Source organism: Pseudotabrizicola sp. (assembly GCF_030656345.1).
Classification (GTDB): domain Bacteria; phylum Pseudomonadota; class Alphaproteobacteria; order Rhodobacterales; family Rhodobacteraceae; genus Pseudotabrizicola.
The window spans coordinates 1-17161 of sequence record NZ_JAUSNR010000024.1 but is presented as its reverse complement, the minus strand read 5'-3'; the positions used below and the strand labels follow the sequence as shown (position 1 = coordinate 17161).

The 17161-nt window shown below is 65.4% G+C and carries 20 protein-coding genes; 12 read left to right on the top strand and 8 right to left on the bottom strand.

The window, feature by feature from the left end; genetic code table 11:
• On the top strand, positions 1–702 hold the full coding sequence (locus tag Q7J44_RS14420; RefSeq protein WP_304881018.1) for a phosphatidylcholine/phosphatidylserine synthase: 702 nt from the start codon (positions 1–3) through the stop codon (positions 700–702).
• Here the strand turns inward: Q7J44_RS14420 and Q7J44_RS14415 are convergent.
• Positions 699–1535: a DMT family transporter gene (locus Q7J44_RS14415; protein ID WP_304881016.1), complete on the bottom strand. Its 837-nt coding sequence runs from the start codon at positions 1533–1535 to the stop codon at positions 699–701. The two genes, Q7J44_RS14420 and Q7J44_RS14415, sit on opposite strands and share 4 nt — an antisense overlap.
• Before the next feature lie 120 nt (positions 1536–1655).
• Between Q7J44_RS14415 and Q7J44_RS14410 the strand changes: the two genes are divergently transcribed.
• The 5 genes from Q7J44_RS14410 to Q7J44_RS14390 all read left to right on the top strand — a co-directional run bounded on the left by Q7J44_RS14410 (position 1656) and on the right by Q7J44_RS14390 (position 6418).
• Positions 1656–2900, top strand: a complete 1245-nt coding sequence (locus tag Q7J44_RS14410; RefSeq protein ID WP_304881014.1) for an MFS transporter — start codon at positions 1656–1658, stop codon at positions 2898–2900.
• Between the two features lie 57 nt (positions 2901–2957).
• Positions 2958–3614: a peptide-methionine (S)-S-oxide reductase MsrA gene (gene msrA / locus Q7J44_RS14405; protein ID WP_304881012.1), complete on the top strand. Its 657-nt coding sequence runs from the start codon at positions 2958–2960 to the stop codon at positions 3612–3614.
• A gap of 2 nt (positions 3615–3616) precedes the next feature.
• Positions 3617–4798, top strand: a complete 1182-nt coding sequence (locus Q7J44_RS14400) for a geranylgeranyl reductase family protein (RefSeq protein WP_304881010.1) — start codon at positions 3617–3619, stop codon at positions 4796–4798.
• 251 nt (positions 4799–5049) lie between these two features.
• Positions 5050–5946: a 50S ribosomal protein L11 methyltransferase gene (locus Q7J44_RS14395; RefSeq protein WP_304881273.1), complete on the top strand. Its 897-nt coding sequence runs from the start codon at positions 5050–5052 to the stop codon at positions 5944–5946.
• A 109-nt stretch (positions 5947–6055) separates the two neighbouring features.
• Positions 6056–6418, top strand: coding sequence for a hypothetical protein (locus tag Q7J44_RS14390; RefSeq protein WP_304881008.1), 363 nt, complete (start codon positions 6056–6058; stop codon positions 6416–6418).
• A gap of 130 nt (positions 6419–6548) precedes the next feature.
• On the opposite strand, the gene Q7J44_RS14385 is transcribed toward Q7J44_RS14390, so the two are convergent.
• Positions 6549–6752: a DUF1127 domain-containing protein gene (locus tag Q7J44_RS14385; RefSeq protein WP_304881007.1), complete on the bottom strand. Its 204-nt coding sequence runs from the start codon at positions 6750–6752 to the stop codon at positions 6549–6551.
• A 345-nt stretch (positions 6753–7097) separates the two neighbouring features.
• On the opposite strand from Q7J44_RS14385, the gene ruvC reads away from it, so the two are divergent.
• The 5 genes from ruvC (at position 7098) to Q7J44_RS14360 (ending at position 11231) form a co-directional block, all read left to right on the top strand.
• A complete protein-coding gene (ruvC, locus tag Q7J44_RS14380; protein WP_304881005.1) occupies positions 7098–7610 on the top strand; it encodes a crossover junction endodeoxyribonuclease RuvC in 513 nt (170 codons plus the stop codon).
• Positions 7607–8287, top strand: coding sequence for a Holliday junction branch migration protein RuvA (gene ruvA / locus Q7J44_RS14375; RefSeq protein WP_304881003.1), 681 nt, complete (start codon positions 7607–7609; stop codon positions 8285–8287). The genes ruvC and ruvA overlap by 4 nt, the downstream gene beginning before the upstream one ends.
• Positions 8288–8425: 138 nt before the next feature.
• Positions 8426–9337 carry a zinc metalloprotease HtpX gene (gene htpX, locus Q7J44_RS14370; RefSeq protein ID WP_304881001.1) on the top strand — a complete coding sequence of 304 codons (912 nt, stop codon included), beginning with the start codon at positions 8426–8428 and terminating at the stop codon, positions 9335–9337.
• 56 nt (positions 9338–9393) lie between these two features.
• Positions 9394–10425, top strand: a complete 1032-nt coding sequence (gene ruvB / locus Q7J44_RS14365; protein WP_304880999.1) for a Holliday junction branch migration DNA helicase RuvB — start codon at positions 9394–9396, stop codon at positions 10423–10425.
• A gap of 2 nt (positions 10426–10427) precedes the next feature.
• Positions 10428–11231: a hypothetical protein gene (locus tag Q7J44_RS14360; protein ID WP_304880997.1), complete on the top strand. Its 804-nt coding sequence runs from the start codon at positions 10428–10430 to the stop codon at positions 11229–11231.
• Positions 11232–11275: 44 nt separating this feature from the next.
• On the opposite strand, the gene ribD is transcribed toward Q7J44_RS14360, so the two are convergent.
• Positions 11276–12343 (bottom strand): bifunctional diaminohydroxyphosphoribosylaminopyrimidine deaminase/5-amino-6-(5-phosphoribosylamino)uracil reductase RibD, encoded by a 1068-nt coding sequence (gene ribD, locus Q7J44_RS14355; protein ID WP_304880995.1) that lies wholly within the window; start codon positions 12341–12343, stop codon positions 11276–11278.
• A gap of 20 nt (positions 12344–12363) precedes the next feature.
• Positions 12364–12831, bottom strand: coding sequence for a transcriptional regulator NrdR (nrdR, locus tag Q7J44_RS14350; protein ID WP_103332883.1), 468 nt, complete (start codon positions 12829–12831; stop codon positions 12364–12366).
• 336 nt (positions 12832–13167) lie between these two features.
• On the opposite strand from nrdR, the gene Q7J44_RS14345 reads away from it, so the two are divergent.
• Entirely contained in the window at positions 13168–13473 is a 306-nt protein-coding gene (locus Q7J44_RS14345; protein ID WP_304880993.1) for a hypothetical protein, read from the top strand.
• Positions 13474–13510: 37 nt separating this feature from the next.
• On the opposite strand, the gene Q7J44_RS14340 is transcribed toward Q7J44_RS14345, so the two are convergent.
• The 4 genes from Q7J44_RS14340 to Q7J44_RS14325 all read right to left on the bottom strand — a co-directional run.
• Entirely contained in the window at positions 13511–13792 is a 282-nt protein-coding gene (locus Q7J44_RS14340; RefSeq protein ID WP_304880991.1) for an HlyU family transcriptional regulator, read from the bottom strand.
• 238 nt (positions 13793–14030) lie between these two features.
• Complete coding sequence (locus Q7J44_RS14335; protein WP_304880989.1) at positions 14031–14390, bottom strand: hypothetical protein; 360 nt, start codon at positions 14388–14390, stop codon at positions 14031–14033.
• An 11-nt stretch (positions 14391–14401) separates the two neighbouring features.
• Positions 14402–16366, bottom strand: coding sequence for an RNA polymerase sigma factor RpoD (rpoD, locus tag Q7J44_RS14330; protein ID WP_304880987.1), 1965 nt, complete (start codon positions 16364–16366; stop codon positions 14402–14404).
• Between the two features lie 67 nt (positions 16367–16433).
• Positions 16434–17161, bottom strand: a 728-nt coding sequence (locus Q7J44_RS14325; RefSeq protein ID WP_304880985.1) for a hypothetical protein, incomplete at its 5' end; no start/stop codon positions are given.

Below are 17161 nucleotides of genomic sequence, written 5' to 3'. Positions count from 1 at the left end.
ATGCAATTGCGTTACAAAGCCCTTTCCGTCCATCTGCTGACCGCCACCGGCGCGGTTTTGTCGATGTTTGCCATGCTGGCAGCTGTTGAAGAAAACTGGAGCCTGATGTTCCTGTGGCTGGTGTTCGCGCTGATCGTCGATGGCATCGATGGCCCCTTGGCGCGCCGGTATGAGGTCGACAAGAACTGGCCGAACTACGATGGCGTGCTGCTGGACCTGATCATCGACTTTCTGACCTATGTGTTCATTCCGGCCTATGCGCTGTTCAAATCCGGGCTGTTGCCGGGCTGGACCGGGTGGATTGCGATCATCGTGATCGTTTACGGGTCGGTGATCTATTTCGCCGATACCCGCATGAAAACCAAGGATAAGTCCTTTGCCGGCTTTCCCGCCTGCTGGAACATGGTGGTGCTGGTGCTGTTTGCGGTGGCCCCGGGCACGCTGCTGGTGCTGGCCATTGTGATTGCGCTGACGGTGGCGATGTTCTGCAACCTGAAATTCATTCACCCGACCCGCACCAGACGCTGGCGCAATATCTCGCTGCCGGTGTCGCTCTTGTGGGTGGTGTTTGCCGGATGGGCGGCATTCGTCGATTTCCATCCGGCATCCTGGGCGCATTGGGGGCTGATCCTGACCTCGCTTTACCTGACCTTTGCCGGGATTGTGCAGCAGGTGATCCCCGAACGTCCGGGCCTGCGCTAGGCCCGCGTCAGCAGGACGCCCGTCACAATGACAGCGGCGGCGATGGCCTTTTCACCGCTCATCTTCTCGCCGAATGCGATCCAGCCGATCAGCACGGCAAACAGGATCGAGGTTTCGCGCAAGGCCGCAACCACGGCGATGGGGGCGATGGTCATCGCCCAGATCGACACTGCATAGGCCCCGTAGCTGGCGACCGAGGCAACTGATCCAAGTCCCCAGGCGCGGGCGTCGCGCGGCAGGACCGACCGGCCGCGCAGCGCGAGCATTCCCAGCGTGAAGATCAGCCCGTCCGCCACAAAGACCCATGCCACATAGGCCGCAGGCGCGCCCGATATGCGCGCGCCCATGCCGTCGATCATCGTGTAGGTGGCGGTCGCGGCGGCAGAGCCGAGGGCGAAGGGCAGCAGCCGCCGGTCCTCGCCACTGGAAAATACGCCCCGCGCCATCAGCAGGATGCCAAGGCCCAGAACCGCAATGGCGATATACTGCCGCGAGCTGACCGCATCGGGCAGCATCATCGCCCCCGCCAGAGCCACCAGCATCGGGGCCGCCCCGCGCGCGATGGGATAGACGCGGCTCAGATCACCCCGGTCATAGGCGTAGGTCAGAAAGAACTTATAGGCGAAATGCGTGCAGCCTGCGGCGATGACCCAAGGGATTGCAGCGGGGTTGATGGGCGGCGACAGGGCAGCGACGGCCAGCCCGATGGGCACCTCGATGACCGACAGGATCACCATCGTCCCGACCTTGGAGGTGCCAAGCTTGATCAGCGCGTTCCACAGCGCGTGCAGAAAGGCGGCCCCGAGGACAGCAAGAAAGACACCAAGGCTCATGCATTTGTCCTCGTTTTTACGCATGGGTAAGCGGGGGCAGGGCGCCGCGCAAGGGCGCGGCCTGTACCCAACACAATCGCGCGCTTGGCGGATTGCGGGCTTCGGGTGTAGGAGAATGGCATGTTCGAGCGCATGTCCCTTGATGATGCCCATACCTTGCCCCGCTGGCGCAGGCCGGAAACGCTGCTCTATGTGATGGCGGCGGCGATGCCGCTGGCCTTTGCCACCTGGTCGGCGGTGCTGAACAATTTCGTCATCGAGATGGCCGGGTTCACCGGGGTGGAAATCGGCTGGCTGCACACGGTGCGCGAAATTCCGGGCCTGCTGGCGGTGGGGGTGATCGCGCTGCTGCTGGTGTTCCGCGAACAGATGCTGGCGCTGTGCAGCCTGCTGCTGCTGGGGGTGGCCACGGTCGTCACCGCGTGGTTTCCCAGCTTTGGCGGCTTGCTGATCGTGACATTGCTGTCGTCGATCGGGTTTCATTATTTTGAAACGGTGAACCAGTCCTTGCAACTGCAATGGGTGGAAAAATCCCGCGCGCCGCAGGTGCTGGGGCGCATTGTGGCGGTGGGGTCAGGGGCATCGTTGCTGGCTTACGGTATGCTGATGCTGCTGTGGGATCGCTATGACCTGACCTATAACACGGTGTATATGGTGGCAGGCGGGGCGACGATTGCGCTGACGCTGTTTGCGGCCCTTGCCTATCCGCAGTTCGTGAACCCGATCAAGCAGCGCAACACCATCGTTCTGCGGCGGCGCTACTGGCTGTTCTATGCGCTGCAGTTCATGGCAGGCTCGCGGCGGCAGATTTTCGTGGTGTTTGCCGGATTCATGATGGTGGAACGCTTCGGGATGCGGGTGTCAGAGATGACCGCGCTTTTGCTCATCAACTATGTGCTGCAGATGGTCGCCGCCCCTGCCATGGGCCGCGCACTTGGCCGCTTTGGCGAACGGTCGGTGATGGCGTTTGAATACATCGGGCTGACGCTGGTGTTTCTGTTCTACGGTGGCATCTATTGGTTCGGCTGGGGGCTGGTGATTGCGGGCGCGCTCTATATCGCCGATCAGATGTTTTTTGCGCTGTCCTTTGCCCTGCGCACCTATTTCCAGAAGATTGCCGATCCGGCAGACATTGCGCCCACGGCGGCGGTGTCCTTCACCATCAACCACATCGCGGCGGTGTTTTTGCCGGCCGGAATGGGGTATTTGTGGGCCACCTCGCCCGACTATGTGTTCCTGCTGGGGGCGGGGATGGCCTTGATCGCGCTGGGGCTGGTGCTGCTGATCCCGCGCCACCCGGAGCCGGGGTATGAGACGATCTTTGCCCGCGGCCTGCCTGTCGCGGCCCAGGAACCCGCAGAGTGAGTGGTGTTTCGCGCGGCCGACCCTATATATCCTGTCTGACCTCAGGAGAGTTTCAAGATGTTCTTCATGAACCGCGCCAAATCGCAGATGGTTGACCCGAAAGACGCGCTGCCCGGTCGGGCAGAGCCGCTGCCGACCGCCGACACGCATTTCATTTCCGGCCTGCCCCTGAAATCACCGGTGCCCGAGGGCATGGCAGAGGCGATGTTCGGCATGGGCTGTTTCTGGGGGGTGGAGCGCAAGTTCTGGCAGACCCCCGGCGTCTGGCTGACCATGGTGGGCTATGCGGGCGGCTTTACCCCGAACCCGACCTACAAGGAAACCTGCACCCAGCTGACCGGCCACAATGAGGTGGTGCGGGTGATTTATGACCCGAAGATCGTGAGTTACGAGCAGTTGTTGAAGCTGTTCTGGGAAGGCCACGACCCGACGCAAGGCATGCGGCAGGGCAATGATGTGGGCTCGACCTATCGGTCCGGCATATACACCTACACTGACGCGCAGGCTGCTGCGGCTGAAGCCACCCGCGCCGTCTATCAGGACGCGCTGAGCAAGGCTGGCAAGGGCACGATCACGACCGAGATTGTGCCGGTGCCGGAGTTCTTCTTTGCCGAGGACTATCATCAGCAATACCTGCAGAAGAACCCCAACGGCTATTGCGGCATCGGCGGCACTGGCGTGACCTGCCCGATCGGCACCGGCGTTTCGGCCTGACCTTGCGCGCCACCAGCCATGATGTGCTGGTGATCGGGGCGGGGCCTGCGGGCTCTGCCGCCGCGATCAGCGCCATCCGGGCCGGGCTGCGGGTGGCACTGATCGACAAGGCGCTGTTCCCGCGCGACAAGCTGTGCGGCGGCGGCGTGACGGCGCGGGCCTACGGCTATGCGCGCGCGGTGTTCGGCGATCTGCCGGACGGGTTGTTTCACATCAGCCGTTCGGTGCGGTTTTTCTCTGGTCCTGTGAGTCTGGCCCGGCTGGACCACGCCCCGCCGATTTACATGACCATGCGCGCCGCCTTTGACGCAGAGCTGCGCACCCGCGCCATTGCCGCCGGGGCGCAGGATTTTTGCGGGCAGCGCATGGCGGAATGTTTGCCCGGGGCGGGCCGCGTCACGCTGGCAGGGGGTCAGGTGCTGACCGCGCCGCTGATGATCGGGGCCGATGGCGTGCATTCGGGCGTGGCGCGGGCGCTGTTTGGCCGCGGGCATGACCCCGCCACCATCGGTTTCGCGCTGGAGGCCGAGGTGCCGGGCGCGCCGGGGCCAGAGACCGGGTTGGACATGACCGCGCTGCCCTTTGGCTACGGCTGGGATTTCCCAAAGGCGCAGGGCCGCACGCTGGGGATCGGCGGGGTGTCGGTGCAGGAAAAGGACCTGCGCCCGCGCTTTCACGACTGGCTGCGCGCGCGGGGTGTGGACCCTGCCACGGTGAAGATCAAAGGGCATCACCTGCCATCGGGTGCATCGCGCGCGGTGCCGGGGCGGGGGACTGTTCTGCTGGCGGGGGATGCGGCGGGGCTGGTCGACCCGATCACCGGCGAGGGCATCGGCTGGGCCATCCTGTCGGGGCGGCTGGCCGCCGAAGCTGCATCCGAGGCGCTGCGCGCAGGCGCGCCGCAGACGGCGTTGATCCGCTATCAGGCCCATATGCGGCCGATCCGGGCGGAACTGCTGCGGGCGCGGCTGCTGGCAAAGCTGGTCTACCACCCCGCCTTGCAGCCGCGCCTGTTGCGCGCACTTGGGTCATCCGACCATTTTCAGCGCCGCTATCTGGCCCTGCTGGCCGGAGAGATGGATTACGCCGATCTTGGCCCGCGCCGTCTGGCGGGTGTGGTCTGGCGCGTGCTGCGGGGCCGGGTTGGCGGCAGTCGCCTTGACGCCAGAGGCAGCGGCGGCTAGGGCCAGACGCGAACATGCCAGAGGTTTCCACAATGCCCACCTATACCGCGCTGACCACCATCGCAGGCGATGACGCCGCCGAAAGTCTGGCTCAGGCGCTGGAACGGATGCAGCCGGAACCGCTGGAGGTGGACATCTACGACGAGGCGGAAACCCCCGGTCTGGCGCGGGTGGTGGCGCTGTTTGCCAAAGAACCGAATGCAGCGCTGCTGGACGTGCTGGCCGAAGCGTTCGGCGCCACCCCCTTTAGCGTGACCGAACACGCACAACGCACCTTTACCGCGCTGACCACCCTGCCGGGTGAGGCGGCGGCCAAGGCCTTGGCCGAGGCGATTGAAGCGATGGAACCCGGCCCCTACGGTGTGGGCGCGTTCGAGATTGAGGACGACTCGGGCCTGTGGGAGGTGGGGTCGTATTTCCTGGACCAGCCCGATGCCGGGATGCTCGTTGCCTTGGCGGCGGCACATGGGGCCAGGCCGTTTGCGATTTCGGAACTGCCGGAAATCGACTGGGTGGCCAAGGTGCGCCGCGAACTGGCCCCGGTCGAGGCCGGTCGGTTCTTTGTGTTCGGCAGCCATGATACCGACCGCGCCGCAGATCTGGGGCCTGACCGCGTGGCCTTGCAGATCGAGGCGACGGTTGCCTTTGGCACCGGCCACCATGGCACCACGCTGGGGTGCCTGCGCGCGTTCGACCGGCTGTTCAGCGATGGCTTTGCGCCCGCACGTGTGGCCGATATCGGCTGCGGCACCGCCGTGCTGGCGATGGCGGCGGCGGCGGTGCTGCCGGATGCGCTGGTGCTGGCCAGCGACATTGATCAGGTGGCGGTGGATGTCGCCCGCGCCAATGTGGCGATCAACGGGCTGGAGGGCCGGATCGAGTGTATGGAGGCGGCGGGCTTTGCCCATCCGCGTCTGGCCGAGGCAGCACCCTTTGATCTGGTCTTTGCCAATATCCTGAAAGGCCCGCTGATCGAACTGGCCCCGCCGATGGCGGCGCATCTGGCACCGGGGGGCTTGTGCATCCTGTCGGGTCTGCTGGTGGTGCAGGCCGAAACCGTGACGGCTGCCTATGTCGCCGCCGGGTTTGATCCCGCCGGGCGTGAGGATATCGGCGAATGGTCCACGCTGGTTATGCGGCGTATCTGAGACAAAGCCCGGCGATTGTCGCCGGAAAGCCGCCTTTATTGCCCCGAAGTTGCCACATTTCCGCCTTACGTTTTTTGCGTGGGGCGATTTGAGAGTGTGGAGACAGGTCATGTCTGACAGCATCGCTGAGTTCAATACCCGCATTGCGCGCATTCACAAGGCCCATGCCAAAGGTCATGGCTTTGAGGCTGAGGGCGCGCTGGGGCGTTCGTTCTACACCCGGTCCCATCCCAGGTACCGCCGCAAGATCCGGGTGCCGGTGCTGCGCCCGCTTTTCATCGCGGTCTTCGTTGGCACTTTGATGAAAGCGGCCTTCCTGTATCAGCTGGGAAGCGTGGCTTACAGCGACCGGGTCGCCGATCTGCTGGCGGGGCAGGGGGTGGAACGCCTTGGCGGCTGGCTGATGCAGGCTGATCCCGTCACCACGACAATTGCGCGGCAGATTGCGCTGTTCGGACGGCTTGACGGCTGAGCGGTCCGCCTGCGGGTCCGGAACAAACGGCAGCACAAACAAGAAGGCCGCCAGAGCGATGCTCGGCGGCCTTATGTCATTCGGCTGATCCTTTGGCGGAACCGGGGCGGCGTCAAGGCCGGGGTCCGGTTCAGCGGGTCAGGCTCTCGATGTCGCCGCGGCACAGGCCGATATCGTCAAGCTCACGGTCCGACAGTCTGGACAGGGCTTTGCGGGTAATACGGGCATCGTTCCAGGCGGAAACGGCGGCAAACATGCTGCCAACGCCCTGAACGGCGCGGAAAATCGAGATGGCGCCGAACGGCGCCGTGCGGGTCGTTTCAAAAGCGGCCATTGCGGTGATCCTTTTTAAACTGCTTATGTGAGAGGCGTTTTTGCCCTCGCTTTGCCAGATAACGATGCTGCATGTGCAAAGCAAGATGGCCCCGCATCATGGCTGCCATGCAGCCACTGCATGGGCGGAACCCCGGTTTTTGCCTTAATTTTAAGGACATGGCCGGAGGCGTCGTCTTTCACGCGCCGAATGTCGGTATCAGGCCCGAAGTGTAACGGCGGTGTAAAAACCGGGCTGCTTGCCGGGTCGATTTCGGCCCGTGCGGGGAATTGGCTTGGCGAATGTTCCCCTTTCGTGCTAGCCCTTGCCAAACAGACAGACCGGAAAACAGGGATGCGGGCAGGGATGCGGGTTGTGGGAATCGATCCGGGGTTACGAAACCTTGGCTGGGGCGTGATTGACGTGGCAGGCGCGCGAATCACCCATGTCGCAAATGGCATCTGCCATTCCGATGGGGCGGAGGGGTCGTTGGCCGAACGGTTGCGCAGCCTGCACGCCCAATTGACCGAGGTGATCCGCCAGTGGCAGCCCGAAACGGCGGCGGTGGAGCATACATTTGTGAACAAGGACGCGGTGGCGACGCTGAAACTGGGGCAGGCGCGCGGCATTGCCTTGCTGGTGCCCGCGCAGTTCGGGCTGGCGGTGGGGGAATATGCCCCCAATGCGGTCAAGAAATGTGTGGTGGGTGTCGGCCATGCCGCCAAGGTGCAGGTTGACCATATGGTGCGGTTGCATCTGCCGGGCGTGGTGATCGCCGGGCCGGATGCGGCGGATGCGCTGGCCATCGCGATCTGCCACGCGCATCATCTGCAATCGGCAGGCCGGCTGGAAGCCGCAGTGAAAAGGGCGGCAGGATGATCGGGAAAATCTCTGGCAGGCTGGACTGGCGCGGCACCGGCGAAGTGCTGATCGACGTGCGCGGCGTGGGCTATATCGTGCATGTGTCGGACCGAACAATGGCAGCGCTGCCGCTGCTGGGCGAGCCGGTGTCGCTGTATACCGAACTCTTGGTGCGTGAAGATCTGCTGCAACTGTTCGGCTTTCCGACCATGCTGGAAAAGGAATGGCACCGGCTGCTGGTGACGGTGCAGGGGGTTGGGGCCAAGGCGGCGCTGTCCATTCTGGGCGCGCTGGGGGCAGAAGGTGTGGCGCGCGCGATCACGCTGGGCGACGCGCGCGCGGTGCAGGCCGCCCCCGGTGTGGGGCCGAAACTGGCGCAGCGGGTTATTCTGGAGCTGAAGGCCAAGGCCCCGGCGGTGATGGCCGCAGGCGTCAGCCTGTCGGCCCGGGCCGAGGTCGATGATCAGGTGATCGAGGATATGGCCCCGGTGGCCCCGCCAAAGAAAGCGGCAAAGTCGGACGAAGGCCCGGCCCGGCGGGCCGGGGCCACTGCGGATGCGCTGTCGGCGCTTCTGAACCTTGGGTATGGCCATGGCGACGCGGCGCAGGCCGTGGCCACGGTGGCCGGGGAAGAGCCGGAGGCAGAAACCGGCACCATCATCCGCAAGGCGTTGCGTTTGCTGGCACCGAAGTAGGGGGGCCAGCCCCCCGCGCGTGCCGCGCCCCCCCCGGAGTATTTGGAAAAGCTGCAATTCACAGGCCGAATTGACGTGTCGCTCTTTTCAACTGCGCCGGGGTTTCCCATATCGGAAGTGGTAAAAGCGAGGGGACCCATGGGCGGCTACGTCAAGACATTCATGCTGATGGCGGCGCTGACGGCCCTGTTCATGGGCTTGGGCGCAATGCTGGGCGGGGCCAGCGGGGCGGCGATTGCGCTGGCGGTTGCGGCGGCGATGAACCTGTTTGCCTACTGGAACTCGGACAAGGCCGTGCTGTCGATGACCGGGGCCAAGGCCGTGGATGAGGCCAGCGCGCCGGGGCTGGTGCGGATGGTGCACCGACTGGCCGACGGGGCGGGAATGCCGCGCCCCAGGGTCTTTGTGATCGACACCGACCAGCCCAATGCCTTTGCCACCGGGCGCAACCCGCAGAACGCGGCGGTTGCGGCGACCACGGGCCTGTTGCGCCGGTTGAGTGACGAAGAGGTGGCGGCCGTGATGGCGCATGAACTGGCGCATATCCGCAACCATGACACGCTGATCATGACTGTCACGGCCACCTTTGCCGGGGCAATTTCGATGCTGGCGAATTTCGCGCTGTTCTTCGGTGGCAGCCGCGACCGGCCCGGCGGAATGATCGGCACCATTGCCCTGATGATCCTTGCGCCCTTGGCGGCGGCGCTGGTGCAGATGGCGATCTCACGCTCACGCGAGTATGAGGCCGACCGGGTCGGGGCGGAGATTTGTGGGAATCCGTCCTGGCTGGCCAGTGCGTTGCACAAGATCGACGCCTTTGCCAAGGGCATCGACAACAACGCGGCCGAGCGCAATCCGGCCATTGCGCATATGTTCATCATCAACCCGCTGCATGCCCATGCGCATGACAAGCTGTTCTCGACCCATCCCAACACCGCCAACCGGATTGCGGCGCTGGAGGCGATGACGGTGACGCGCCAGCCGGTGGGGCGGTCGTCGATCCCGCGGGCGGGTGGGCGTGCAGCGCCGAAATCCGGGCCGTGGGTCTGACCTGTGGTCTGATCTGACGGCTTGCAAAATCCCCGGCGTTCGGGGATTGTTCTGCCATGTTGCAGCCAGATCCCGCCCTGCGCCCCGAGCGCTTGCCCGAAGACACTGACCGCGCCTTGCGCCCGCAGGGCCTGGACGAATTTATCGGGCAGGCCGAGGCGCGGGCCAATCTGCGTGTGTTCATCGAAGCCGCGAAGATGCGCGGCGAGGCGATGGACCATACGCTGTTCCACGGGCCACCGGGCCTTGGCAAGACCACGCTGGCGCAGATCATGGCGCGCGAGTTGGGGGTGGGGTTTCGGATGACCTCTGGCCCGGTGCTGGCCCGCCCCGGTGATCTGGCCGCAATCCTGACCAATCTGGAACCGCGCGATGTGCTGTTCATCGACGAAATTCACCGGCTGTCGCCGGTGGTCGAAGAGGTGCTGTACCCGGCGCTTGAGGATTTTGCGCTCGATCTGGTGATCGGCGAGGGGCCTGCGGCGCGGACGGTTCGCATTGAATTACAGCCGTTTACTCTCGTGGGGGCCACCACACGGCTGGGGCTTTTGACCACGCCCCTGCGCGACCGCTTCGGCATTCCGACCCGGCTGGAATTCTATACCGAAGCCGAGCTGTTCGAGATTGTGACCCGTGGCGCGCGGCTTCTGGGCGTGCAGGCCGAGCCTGAGGGCTGCCGCGAGATTGCGCGCCGCGCGCGTGGCACCCCGCGCATCGCCGGGCGCCTGCTGCGCCGGGTGGTGGATTTTGCGTTGGTGGAAGAGGGCGGGCGGATCAGCCGGGCGCTTGCCGACCGGGCGCTGACGCGGCTGGGGGTCGATCATCTGGGGCTGGACGGGGCCGACCGGCGCTATCTGGTGCTGCTGGCCGAGAATTACGGCGGCGGCCCGGTGGGGGTGGAGACGATTGCCGCCGCGCTGAGCGAGCCGCGCGATGCCATTGAAGAGGTGATCGAGCCGTATCTGTTGCAGCAGGGGCTGATCCTGCGCACCCCGCGCGGGCGGATGCTGGGATCAAAGGCCTGGCGGCATCTGGGGCTGGAGGCACCCAAGGTGCCGGGGCAGGGCGATTTATTTGCAGAAGGGTAGGGATGACCATGCGTGGAACCATCATCGGCCTGATGGCCATAACTTGTGCCGGATCTGTACAGGCACAGGACAGCTATAACCGGATCGACACGCCCTCTGGCGTGGCGGTCATCACGCGGCAGGACATCGATTCTGTGCTGAGCATCGGCGGGCAGACCTTTGTGTTCGAAGGGATGCCCTATGCGTCCTTTGGCGAACGGCTTGGCGATGTGGTGCTGGTGTCGGTCTCCTCCGGCGGATCGGCCTGCCCGGCGGAGTTCGTCTGGCTGGACACGCGCCCCGGGCAGCTGCGGCTGAGCGACCGCTTTGGCACCTGTTCCGACCTTGCCGAGGTGAGCTGGGACGCAGAGTCTGTGATCGTGACACTGCCATCGATGCGGCCCGGTGAGGGGCCGGTTGCCTTTCACTGGGACGGGAAAAGCGCCGCGATCCGTGATGTGGTGCTGCAGATGCCGCCAAGTGGTATCGCGGCGACCGCGCCGCCCTCGGCCTGGCTCGGACGCCATCCGAGTGAATTTCTGTCGGCCCCCGAACAGCGCGAGCGGTTGGTGGCGCAGATGGGGGAGGCGGCGTTGCTGGACGCACAGCGGATCATCGGGGTCGCCAGCAATTTCGAGACCGTGGGGGATTGGGTGGTGGCCAGCGGCTGCCAGCCACATGCCTGCGACATCACGGAAGGGGCCATCGCGATGTACCGTGATTGGCTGCTGGTGGCGTTGTGGGAACAGGGCAAGGGCGTGCGCGTGTTCGGCGACCAGACGGGGCTGATGCCGGCGGCTATCGCGAAGGTGATGGCGCGGCGCTAGGAAAGGCCGCTCTGCGGGGAGTATTTAAGAAAGGTGCAATGCCTTCAGAGGCTTGTCCAGTGGGTCAGCGTGTCCGGCCCGAGTGTTTTCCGGTCGATCAGGCGGAAGGTCGGGGCGTCGGACAGGCGGGGCAGGGTGAGCGGGCCTAGGGCCGGGGTGCCATCTGCGCCGATCAGTTTGCCAGCGCTCAGGTGGATCAGGTCATCGACAAGGCCCGCAGCGATCAGCGCTGCGGCGATGGTGCCGCCGCCCTCGCTCAGGATACGGGTGATGCCTTGGGCCGCAAGGATCTGCAATGCGGCGGTCAGGTCGAGGTGGCCTTGGGCGGTCGGGCAGGGCAGCAGCACGGCGCCGGTGTCTTGCCACGCTTGCTGCGCCTGTGCCGGGGCGTTGGCGGCGTGCAGGACCCAGACCGGATGCTGCCGCGCGGTCTGGCCGAGGCGGCTGTCGGGGCGGTGCGACAGGGCGCGGTCCAGCAGGACGCGGACCGGCTGATGGGTGGCCCCGATGTCGCGCACGGTCAGATCCGGGTCATCGGCGCGGGCGGTGCCGGAGCCGACCATCACCGCATCATGGGTAAGGCGCAGCCCGTGGACGAAGCGCCGGGCCTGCGGGCCGGTGATCCAGCGCGACTCGCCGCTGGCGGTGGCAATGCGGCCGTCGATGGTGGTTGCGAGTTTCAGGGTGACGAAGGGCAGGCCCCGGGTCACGCGTTTCAGAAAGCCCGCGTTCAGGAGAGTGGCTTGTTCTGCAAGGATATTTTCGGTAACCGTGATCCCGGCCGCACGCAGCATCGCATGGCCCTTGCCCGACACACGCGGGTCGGGGTCGGTGAGTGCTGTGACCACACGGGCAACGCCCGCCGCGATCAGCGCATCGCTGCAGGGCGGGGTGTGGCCGTGATGGGCGCAGGGTTCCAGCGTGACATAAGCGGTGGCCCCGCGCGCATCGCCCGCGAGGTCCAGCGCGCGGCGTTCGGCGTGGGGGCGGCCCCCCGGCTGGGTCCAGCCCCGGCCCAGGATGCGGCCATCGCGGACAATCACACAGCCGACCGCCGGGTTCGGCCAGGTGCGGCCAAGCCCCCGCGCAGCAAGCGCGAGGGCGTGGGCCATATGGGCTTCGTCCGCCCCGCTCACTCTTCCGGTTTTTCGCCGGGGCGCAACTCGCTGACGAATTTGTCAAAATCGTCTGCCGCCTGGAAGTTCTTGTAAACGCTGGCAAAACGGACGTAGGCCACGGTGTCGATCCGCGCCAGACTTTCCATGACGATATCACCGATGGTGCGCGACGGGATGTCGGTATCGCCGATCGATTCCAGCCGCCGCACGATTCCGCTGATCATCTGGTCGATCCGTTCCGGGTCGATGGGGCGTTTCTGCATCGAGATGCGGATGGCGCGTTCCAGCTTGTCGCGGTCAAAATCCTCGCGTTTGCCAGAGGATTTGATGACCACAAGATCGCGCAATTGCACGCGTTCATAGGTGGTAAAGCGCCCCCCGCAGGCCGGGCAGAACCGCCGGCGCCGGATGGCGACGTGATCCTCGGCCGGGCGCGAGTCCTTCACCTGGGTGTCGATATTGCCGCAGAATGGGCAGCGCATAGGCTCCCTCCTCGCTTGTTCGTTGATGGGCCTGCCTCTGATCCCGGTATGCTCCGGGTTGGTATCCACAGAGTATAGGGGCAAGCCAGCGATCTGGGCTAGGGCGAAGTTGGTGCCACATGATCTGGGGAGGGAGGTGTGGCGGCGCGGACTCAGCGGGGCTGGTTTGCGTCTGGTTTGCGTATGGAAAACGTATGGCTTTGCGCATGACGTGTGTGCGCAGGGGGATTGGCCCCGGTGGGGCGCGCGTTGGGGCAGGGGAATGGTAACCGGGCGCGGTCAGGGTGGTTTGGCGAGAGGCTTTGAATTTGTCATCCCTGTGTTACGGTTTTCTGTATGGACATCCGAATCATGCCTGTGCTGGCCTGTCTGATCCTGCTTTGGCCGGGTGCATCGCCGCTGGCCGCCGGGTCGCCGCTGGCCGAGGTGATCTGCGCCCCGCGGGCCCAGATGGTGCAGCGGCTGACCGTGCAATACGGCGCGCAACTGGCCGGGCAGGGGGTGCGCAATGTGGAGATGGTGATGGAGGTCTGGGCCACGCCGCGCGGCGACTGGACGCTGGTGCAAAGCTACAGCGACGGGCGGGCCTGCATTGTGGCGATGGGCGAGGCGTGGGAGGTGGTGGAGGCCGACCCGGCCTGAAGGGGCGGCCGGGGTTTGGTGAGCTTACAGGCCGGGGTCAGCTGAACAGCGTGTCGCCCAACTGGTCGATGGCCTGCCTGGCCTTGGCGACAGAGGCTTCGGTGGCCTCGTCCAGACTGCCGCGTGTGTCGGCGCGGATCAGCTGGTGGGATTTCACCTCGCCCGCGATGGTCTTTTCAACGCGGGCGGCGATGCGGAAGGTGCTGCCCTCTTTGATCGGGTCGGGGAAGATGCGGAAATCGTTGTGCAGGACGGGATCTGGGGCCGCAGGGGGAGCGGCGGCGGATTTGCCGAACAGGCGGGAGAGGAATGAGGTCATGGGAGACTCCGGGCGTGTCGGGCAAGAATGGTTGGTTTTGCATGGGGAGGCAAGGGCGGGCGCGGCAGACTTGCGCCAATCGGCGCCGCCGGGCAAAAAGCGGTAGGGCGGGGTTCACCCCGGCTTTTGTTGGGCATGAGGGGAGGCGGGGTGAACCCCGCCCTACGGATGGATGAGACGTGCCGCACGGTTTGCGGGCGGTGTGCCGATCAGGCCCGAAGACCCATCCACACTACCGCTATGCTTCCGCCAAGGCTACGGAGAGCCAACGTTCAGCAGTTGCAGCGTCGCGAATCCGCAAAGTGATTTCGCCCTTACTGTTAAGTCGGGCATCCGGAAATTCCGCCACGACATTTTCATAAGTCGAAAGCCCGTGCCGCAACGCGGGCTTTCGAATGTAGGCCAGAACCCACTCGTCGTGCGGGATGGCGGCGAAACAGAAATCATCCCCCCGCAAAATCCGCAGGCTGTTTAGAAAACCCTGTTCATGTGCGTGAACCGAGAACTCGGCATGCGACGAAAACCCAGCGACAAGGACATCGAACGCGGATTTTGCGTCTGCCGCGATGATTTCTTCGCGTAGATCAGTGAGGTTCACCTTCTATGTCCTCACTGATCCAGAAAACTCCGCAGTTTCCTGCTTCGGCTCGGATGCTTCAGCTTCCTGAGCGCCTTTGCCTCGATCTGGCGGATGCGTTCGCGGGTGACCGAGAACTGCTGGCCGACCTCTTCCAGCGTGTGATCCGTGTTCATGCCGATCCCGAAGCGCATACGCAGGACCCGCTCCTCGCGCGGCGTCAGGGACGCCAGCACGCGGGTGGTGGTCTCGCGCAGGTTCGACTGGATGGCCGCGTCGATCGGCAGGATGGCGTTCTTGTCCTCGATGAAGTCGCCGAGGTGCGAGTCCTCCTCGTCGCCGATCGGCGTCTCGAGGCTGATCGGCTCCTTGGCGATCTTGAGGACCTTGCGGACCTTCTCCAGCGGCATGGCCAGTTTCTCGGCCAGCTCTTCCGGGGTCGGCTCGCGGCCGATCTCGTGCAGCATCTGGCGGCTGGTGCGGACGATCTTGTTGATCGTCTCGATCATGTGCACCGGGATCCGGATGGTCCGCGCCTGGTCGGCGATCGAGCGGGTGATCGCCTGACGGATCCACCAGGTGGCGTAGGTCGAGAACTTGTAGCCGCGGCGGTACTCGAACTTGTCGACCGCCTTCATGAGACCAATGTTCCCTTCCTGAATCAAATCAAGGAACTGCAGGCCGCGGTTGGTGTATTTCTTGGCGATGGAGATCACGAGGCGCAGGTTGGCCTCGACCATTTCCTTCTTGGCCTGACGGGCCTCGCGCTCGCCCTTCTGCACCGTCTGGACGATGCGACGGTAGTCGTCGATGGGCAGTCCGGCCTCGGTCGCCACGGCGGCGACATCGGCGCGGATCTGCGCAATCTGGCTCTGTTCGTTTTCGCTGAACTTGGTCCAGCGCACGCCCATCTCCTTGACCCGCTCGGCCCAGTTCGGGTCCAGCTCGGCCCCGAAATAGGCCTTCAGGAACTCCGGACGCGAGATGCCGTAGCTGTCCGCCAGACGCAGCAGACGGCCTTCCAGGCCCATCAAGCGCTTGTTGATCGCATACAGCTGCTCGACCAGCGCCTCGATGCGGTTGTTGTTCAGCTTCATGGTCTTCAGGCGACCGGAAATGTCCGCCGTCAGCGCGTCGTAGGCCTTCTGGTCCTTGGCGGTCAGGGTCTCGCCCTTCAGCCGCGCCTCGACCAGCTTGTCCTGCAGCTTGCGGAAGGCGCCGAAGTCGCCGGCGATGGCGTCCAGCACCTCCATGACGCCGTCGCGCAGCTCGGCCTCGAGGGCCGAGATGGACATGCCGCCGCCGTCGTCGAAGTCCTCGTCCTCCTCGTCCTCCTCGGCCTTGTCGGCCGCGCCTTCCTCGGACGAGGGCTGCTGTTTGGCGGCCTCGCCCGGCAGGGGCTGGGGCGGCTGGTTGTGCGGCAGGGACGAGGGGTTCAGCACGCCGTAGGTGGCGTCCAGATCGATGACCTCGCGCAGCAGGATGCGGTTGTTGGCCAGTTCGTCGCGCCAGACCATGATGGCCTCGAACGTCAGGGCGCTCTCGCACAGACCCGAGATCATGGCGTCGCGGCCGGCCTCGATCCGCTTGGCGATGGCGATCTCGCCCTCGCGGCTCAGCAGTTCGACCGAGCCCATCTCGCGCAGATACATCCGCACCGGATCGTCGGTGCGGTCATAGGCGGCCTTGGCCGGGGTCTCGGCCACGGCGGTCTCGGCGGTCGCGGCGACCTCGCCGCCCTCCGACGCCTGGCCCTCGGCGGCGTCCTCTTCCGCCTCGACGACGTTGACGCCCATCTCGGACAGCATGGCCAGGGTGTCCTCGATGGCGTCCGGAGTCACCTCCTCGGACGGCAGGACCTTGTTCAGGTCCTCCATCGTCACATAGCCCCGCGCCTTGGCCTGTTTGATGAACTTCTTCACCCCGGCGTCGGTGAGGTCGAGCAGCGGGCCGTCGGTCTGGACTTCGGCTTCCTGCGTCTCGGTCTGCGCACTCATTCAGTATGTCTCCGGGTGGAGGGCTGATCAGGCCGTCCGCCAATACAACGTGTGGCGGGGTCGTTTGTTACGAACCCGCGCTGTCTTCCCAAATCTCGCCGGTTTTGATCGCGCGACGCAGGACGTCACGCTCGGCCTTCAGCCGGCGAAACGCCTCGTCCTGCCCCGGCACGCCACGCGCCGAAGTCAGGGCGTCTTCCAGCGCCGCCACGCGGGTGAGCGCGTCGAACGCCTGCGACCATCGGATCCGCGCCTCGCCGAGGGGCTTGTCTGCGGCCAGGAAGGGCGCGCCGGACTTTGCCGCCGCCTTCTCGACCTCGTGCATCAAAACGCCATGACCCGATTGCGCCAGATGGCGTCGGAGGGCGGCTGAGTCAAGGTCTTGCCCCGAGAACCGCAGGCGAACCAGCTCCTGCGCCAGTCCGTCCAGGGCGGGGTCGCCGAAGCCGTGCCGGGCGATCGCCTCGAGGTGATCGTCCATCCGTTCCGGGTCGTCGACCGCGCCGTGGGCCAGGGCCGCGGCCACCGGCTCGATCGAACGGCTCAGCGACTGCATCGCCTGCGCCCCCTCGGCGGTCTGCCCCAGCTTCGGCGGCGGCCCCGGCCTCCAGCGGCCCCCGGCTCCGGCGGCCGGCGACGCGGCGGGCGCGCGGCGGGCGGGAAACAGGGCGTCGAAGCGGTCGAACAGTTCTCGCCTGTACTGTTCGGCCAGATCCTTGTCCTGCACCGCCGAGGCGGCCTGGCGCAGCCGTCCCTTCAGCCCCGCCCGGCGCTCGGGCGTGTCCAGCGGTTCAA

Coding starts and splice junctions, on each gene's coding strand:
- ruvC (WP_304881005.1), top strand. CDS start 7,098: ATGCGGGTTGTGGGAATCGATCCGGGGTTACGAAACCTTGGCTGGGGC.
- msrA (WP_304881012.1), top strand. CDS start 2,958: ATGTTCTTCATGAACCGCGCCAAATCGCAGATGGTTGACCCGAAAGAC.
- Q7J44_RS14360 (WP_304880997.1), top strand. CDS start 10,428: ATGACCATGCGTGGAACCATCATCGGCCTGATGGCCATAACTTGTGCC.
- Q7J44_RS14345 (WP_304880993.1), top strand. CDS start 13,168: ATGGACATCCGAATCATGCCTGTGCTGGCCTGTCTGATCCTGCTTTGG.
- nrdR (WP_103332883.1), bottom strand. CDS start 12,831: ATGCGCTGCCCATTCTGCGGCAATATCGACACCCAGGTGAAGGACTCG.
- Q7J44_RS14410 (WP_304881014.1), top strand. CDS start 1,656: ATGTTCGAGCGCATGTCCCTTGATGATGCCCATACCTTGCCCCGCTGG.
- ribD (WP_304880995.1), bottom strand. CDS start 12,343: ATGGCCCACGCCCTCGCGCTTGCTGCGCGGGGGCTTGGCCGCACCTGG.
- htpX (WP_304881001.1), top strand. CDS start 8,426: ATGGGCGGCTACGTCAAGACATTCATGCTGATGGCGGCGCTGACGGCC.
- Q7J44_RS14340 (WP_304880991.1), bottom strand. CDS start 13,792: ATGACCTCATTCCTCTCCCGCCTGTTCGGCAAATCCGCCGCCGCTCCC.
- Q7J44_RS14420 (WP_304881018.1), top strand. CDS start 1: ATGCAATTGCGTTACAAAGCCCTTTCCGTCCATCTGCTGACCGCCACC.
- ruvB (WP_304880999.1), top strand. CDS start 9,394: ATGTTGCAGCCAGATCCCGCCCTGCGCCCCGAGCGCTTGCCCGAAGAC.
- Q7J44_RS14415 (WP_304881016.1), bottom strand. CDS start 1,535: ATGAGCCTTGGTGTCTTTCTTGCTGTCCTCGGGGCCGCCTTTCTGCAC.
- rpoD (WP_304880987.1), bottom strand. CDS start 16,366: ATGAGTGCGCAGACCGAGACGCAGGAAGCCGAAGTCCAGACCGACGGC.
- Q7J44_RS14390 (WP_304881008.1), top strand. CDS start 6,056: ATGTCTGACAGCATCGCTGAGTTCAATACCCGCATTGCGCGCATTCAC.
- ruvA (WP_304881003.1), top strand. CDS start 7,607: ATGATCGGGAAAATCTCTGGCAGGCTGGACTGGCGCGGCACCGGCGAA.
- Q7J44_RS14385 (WP_304881007.1), bottom strand. CDS start 6,752: ATGGCCGCTTTTGAAACGACCCGCACGGCGCCGTTCGGCGCCATCTCG.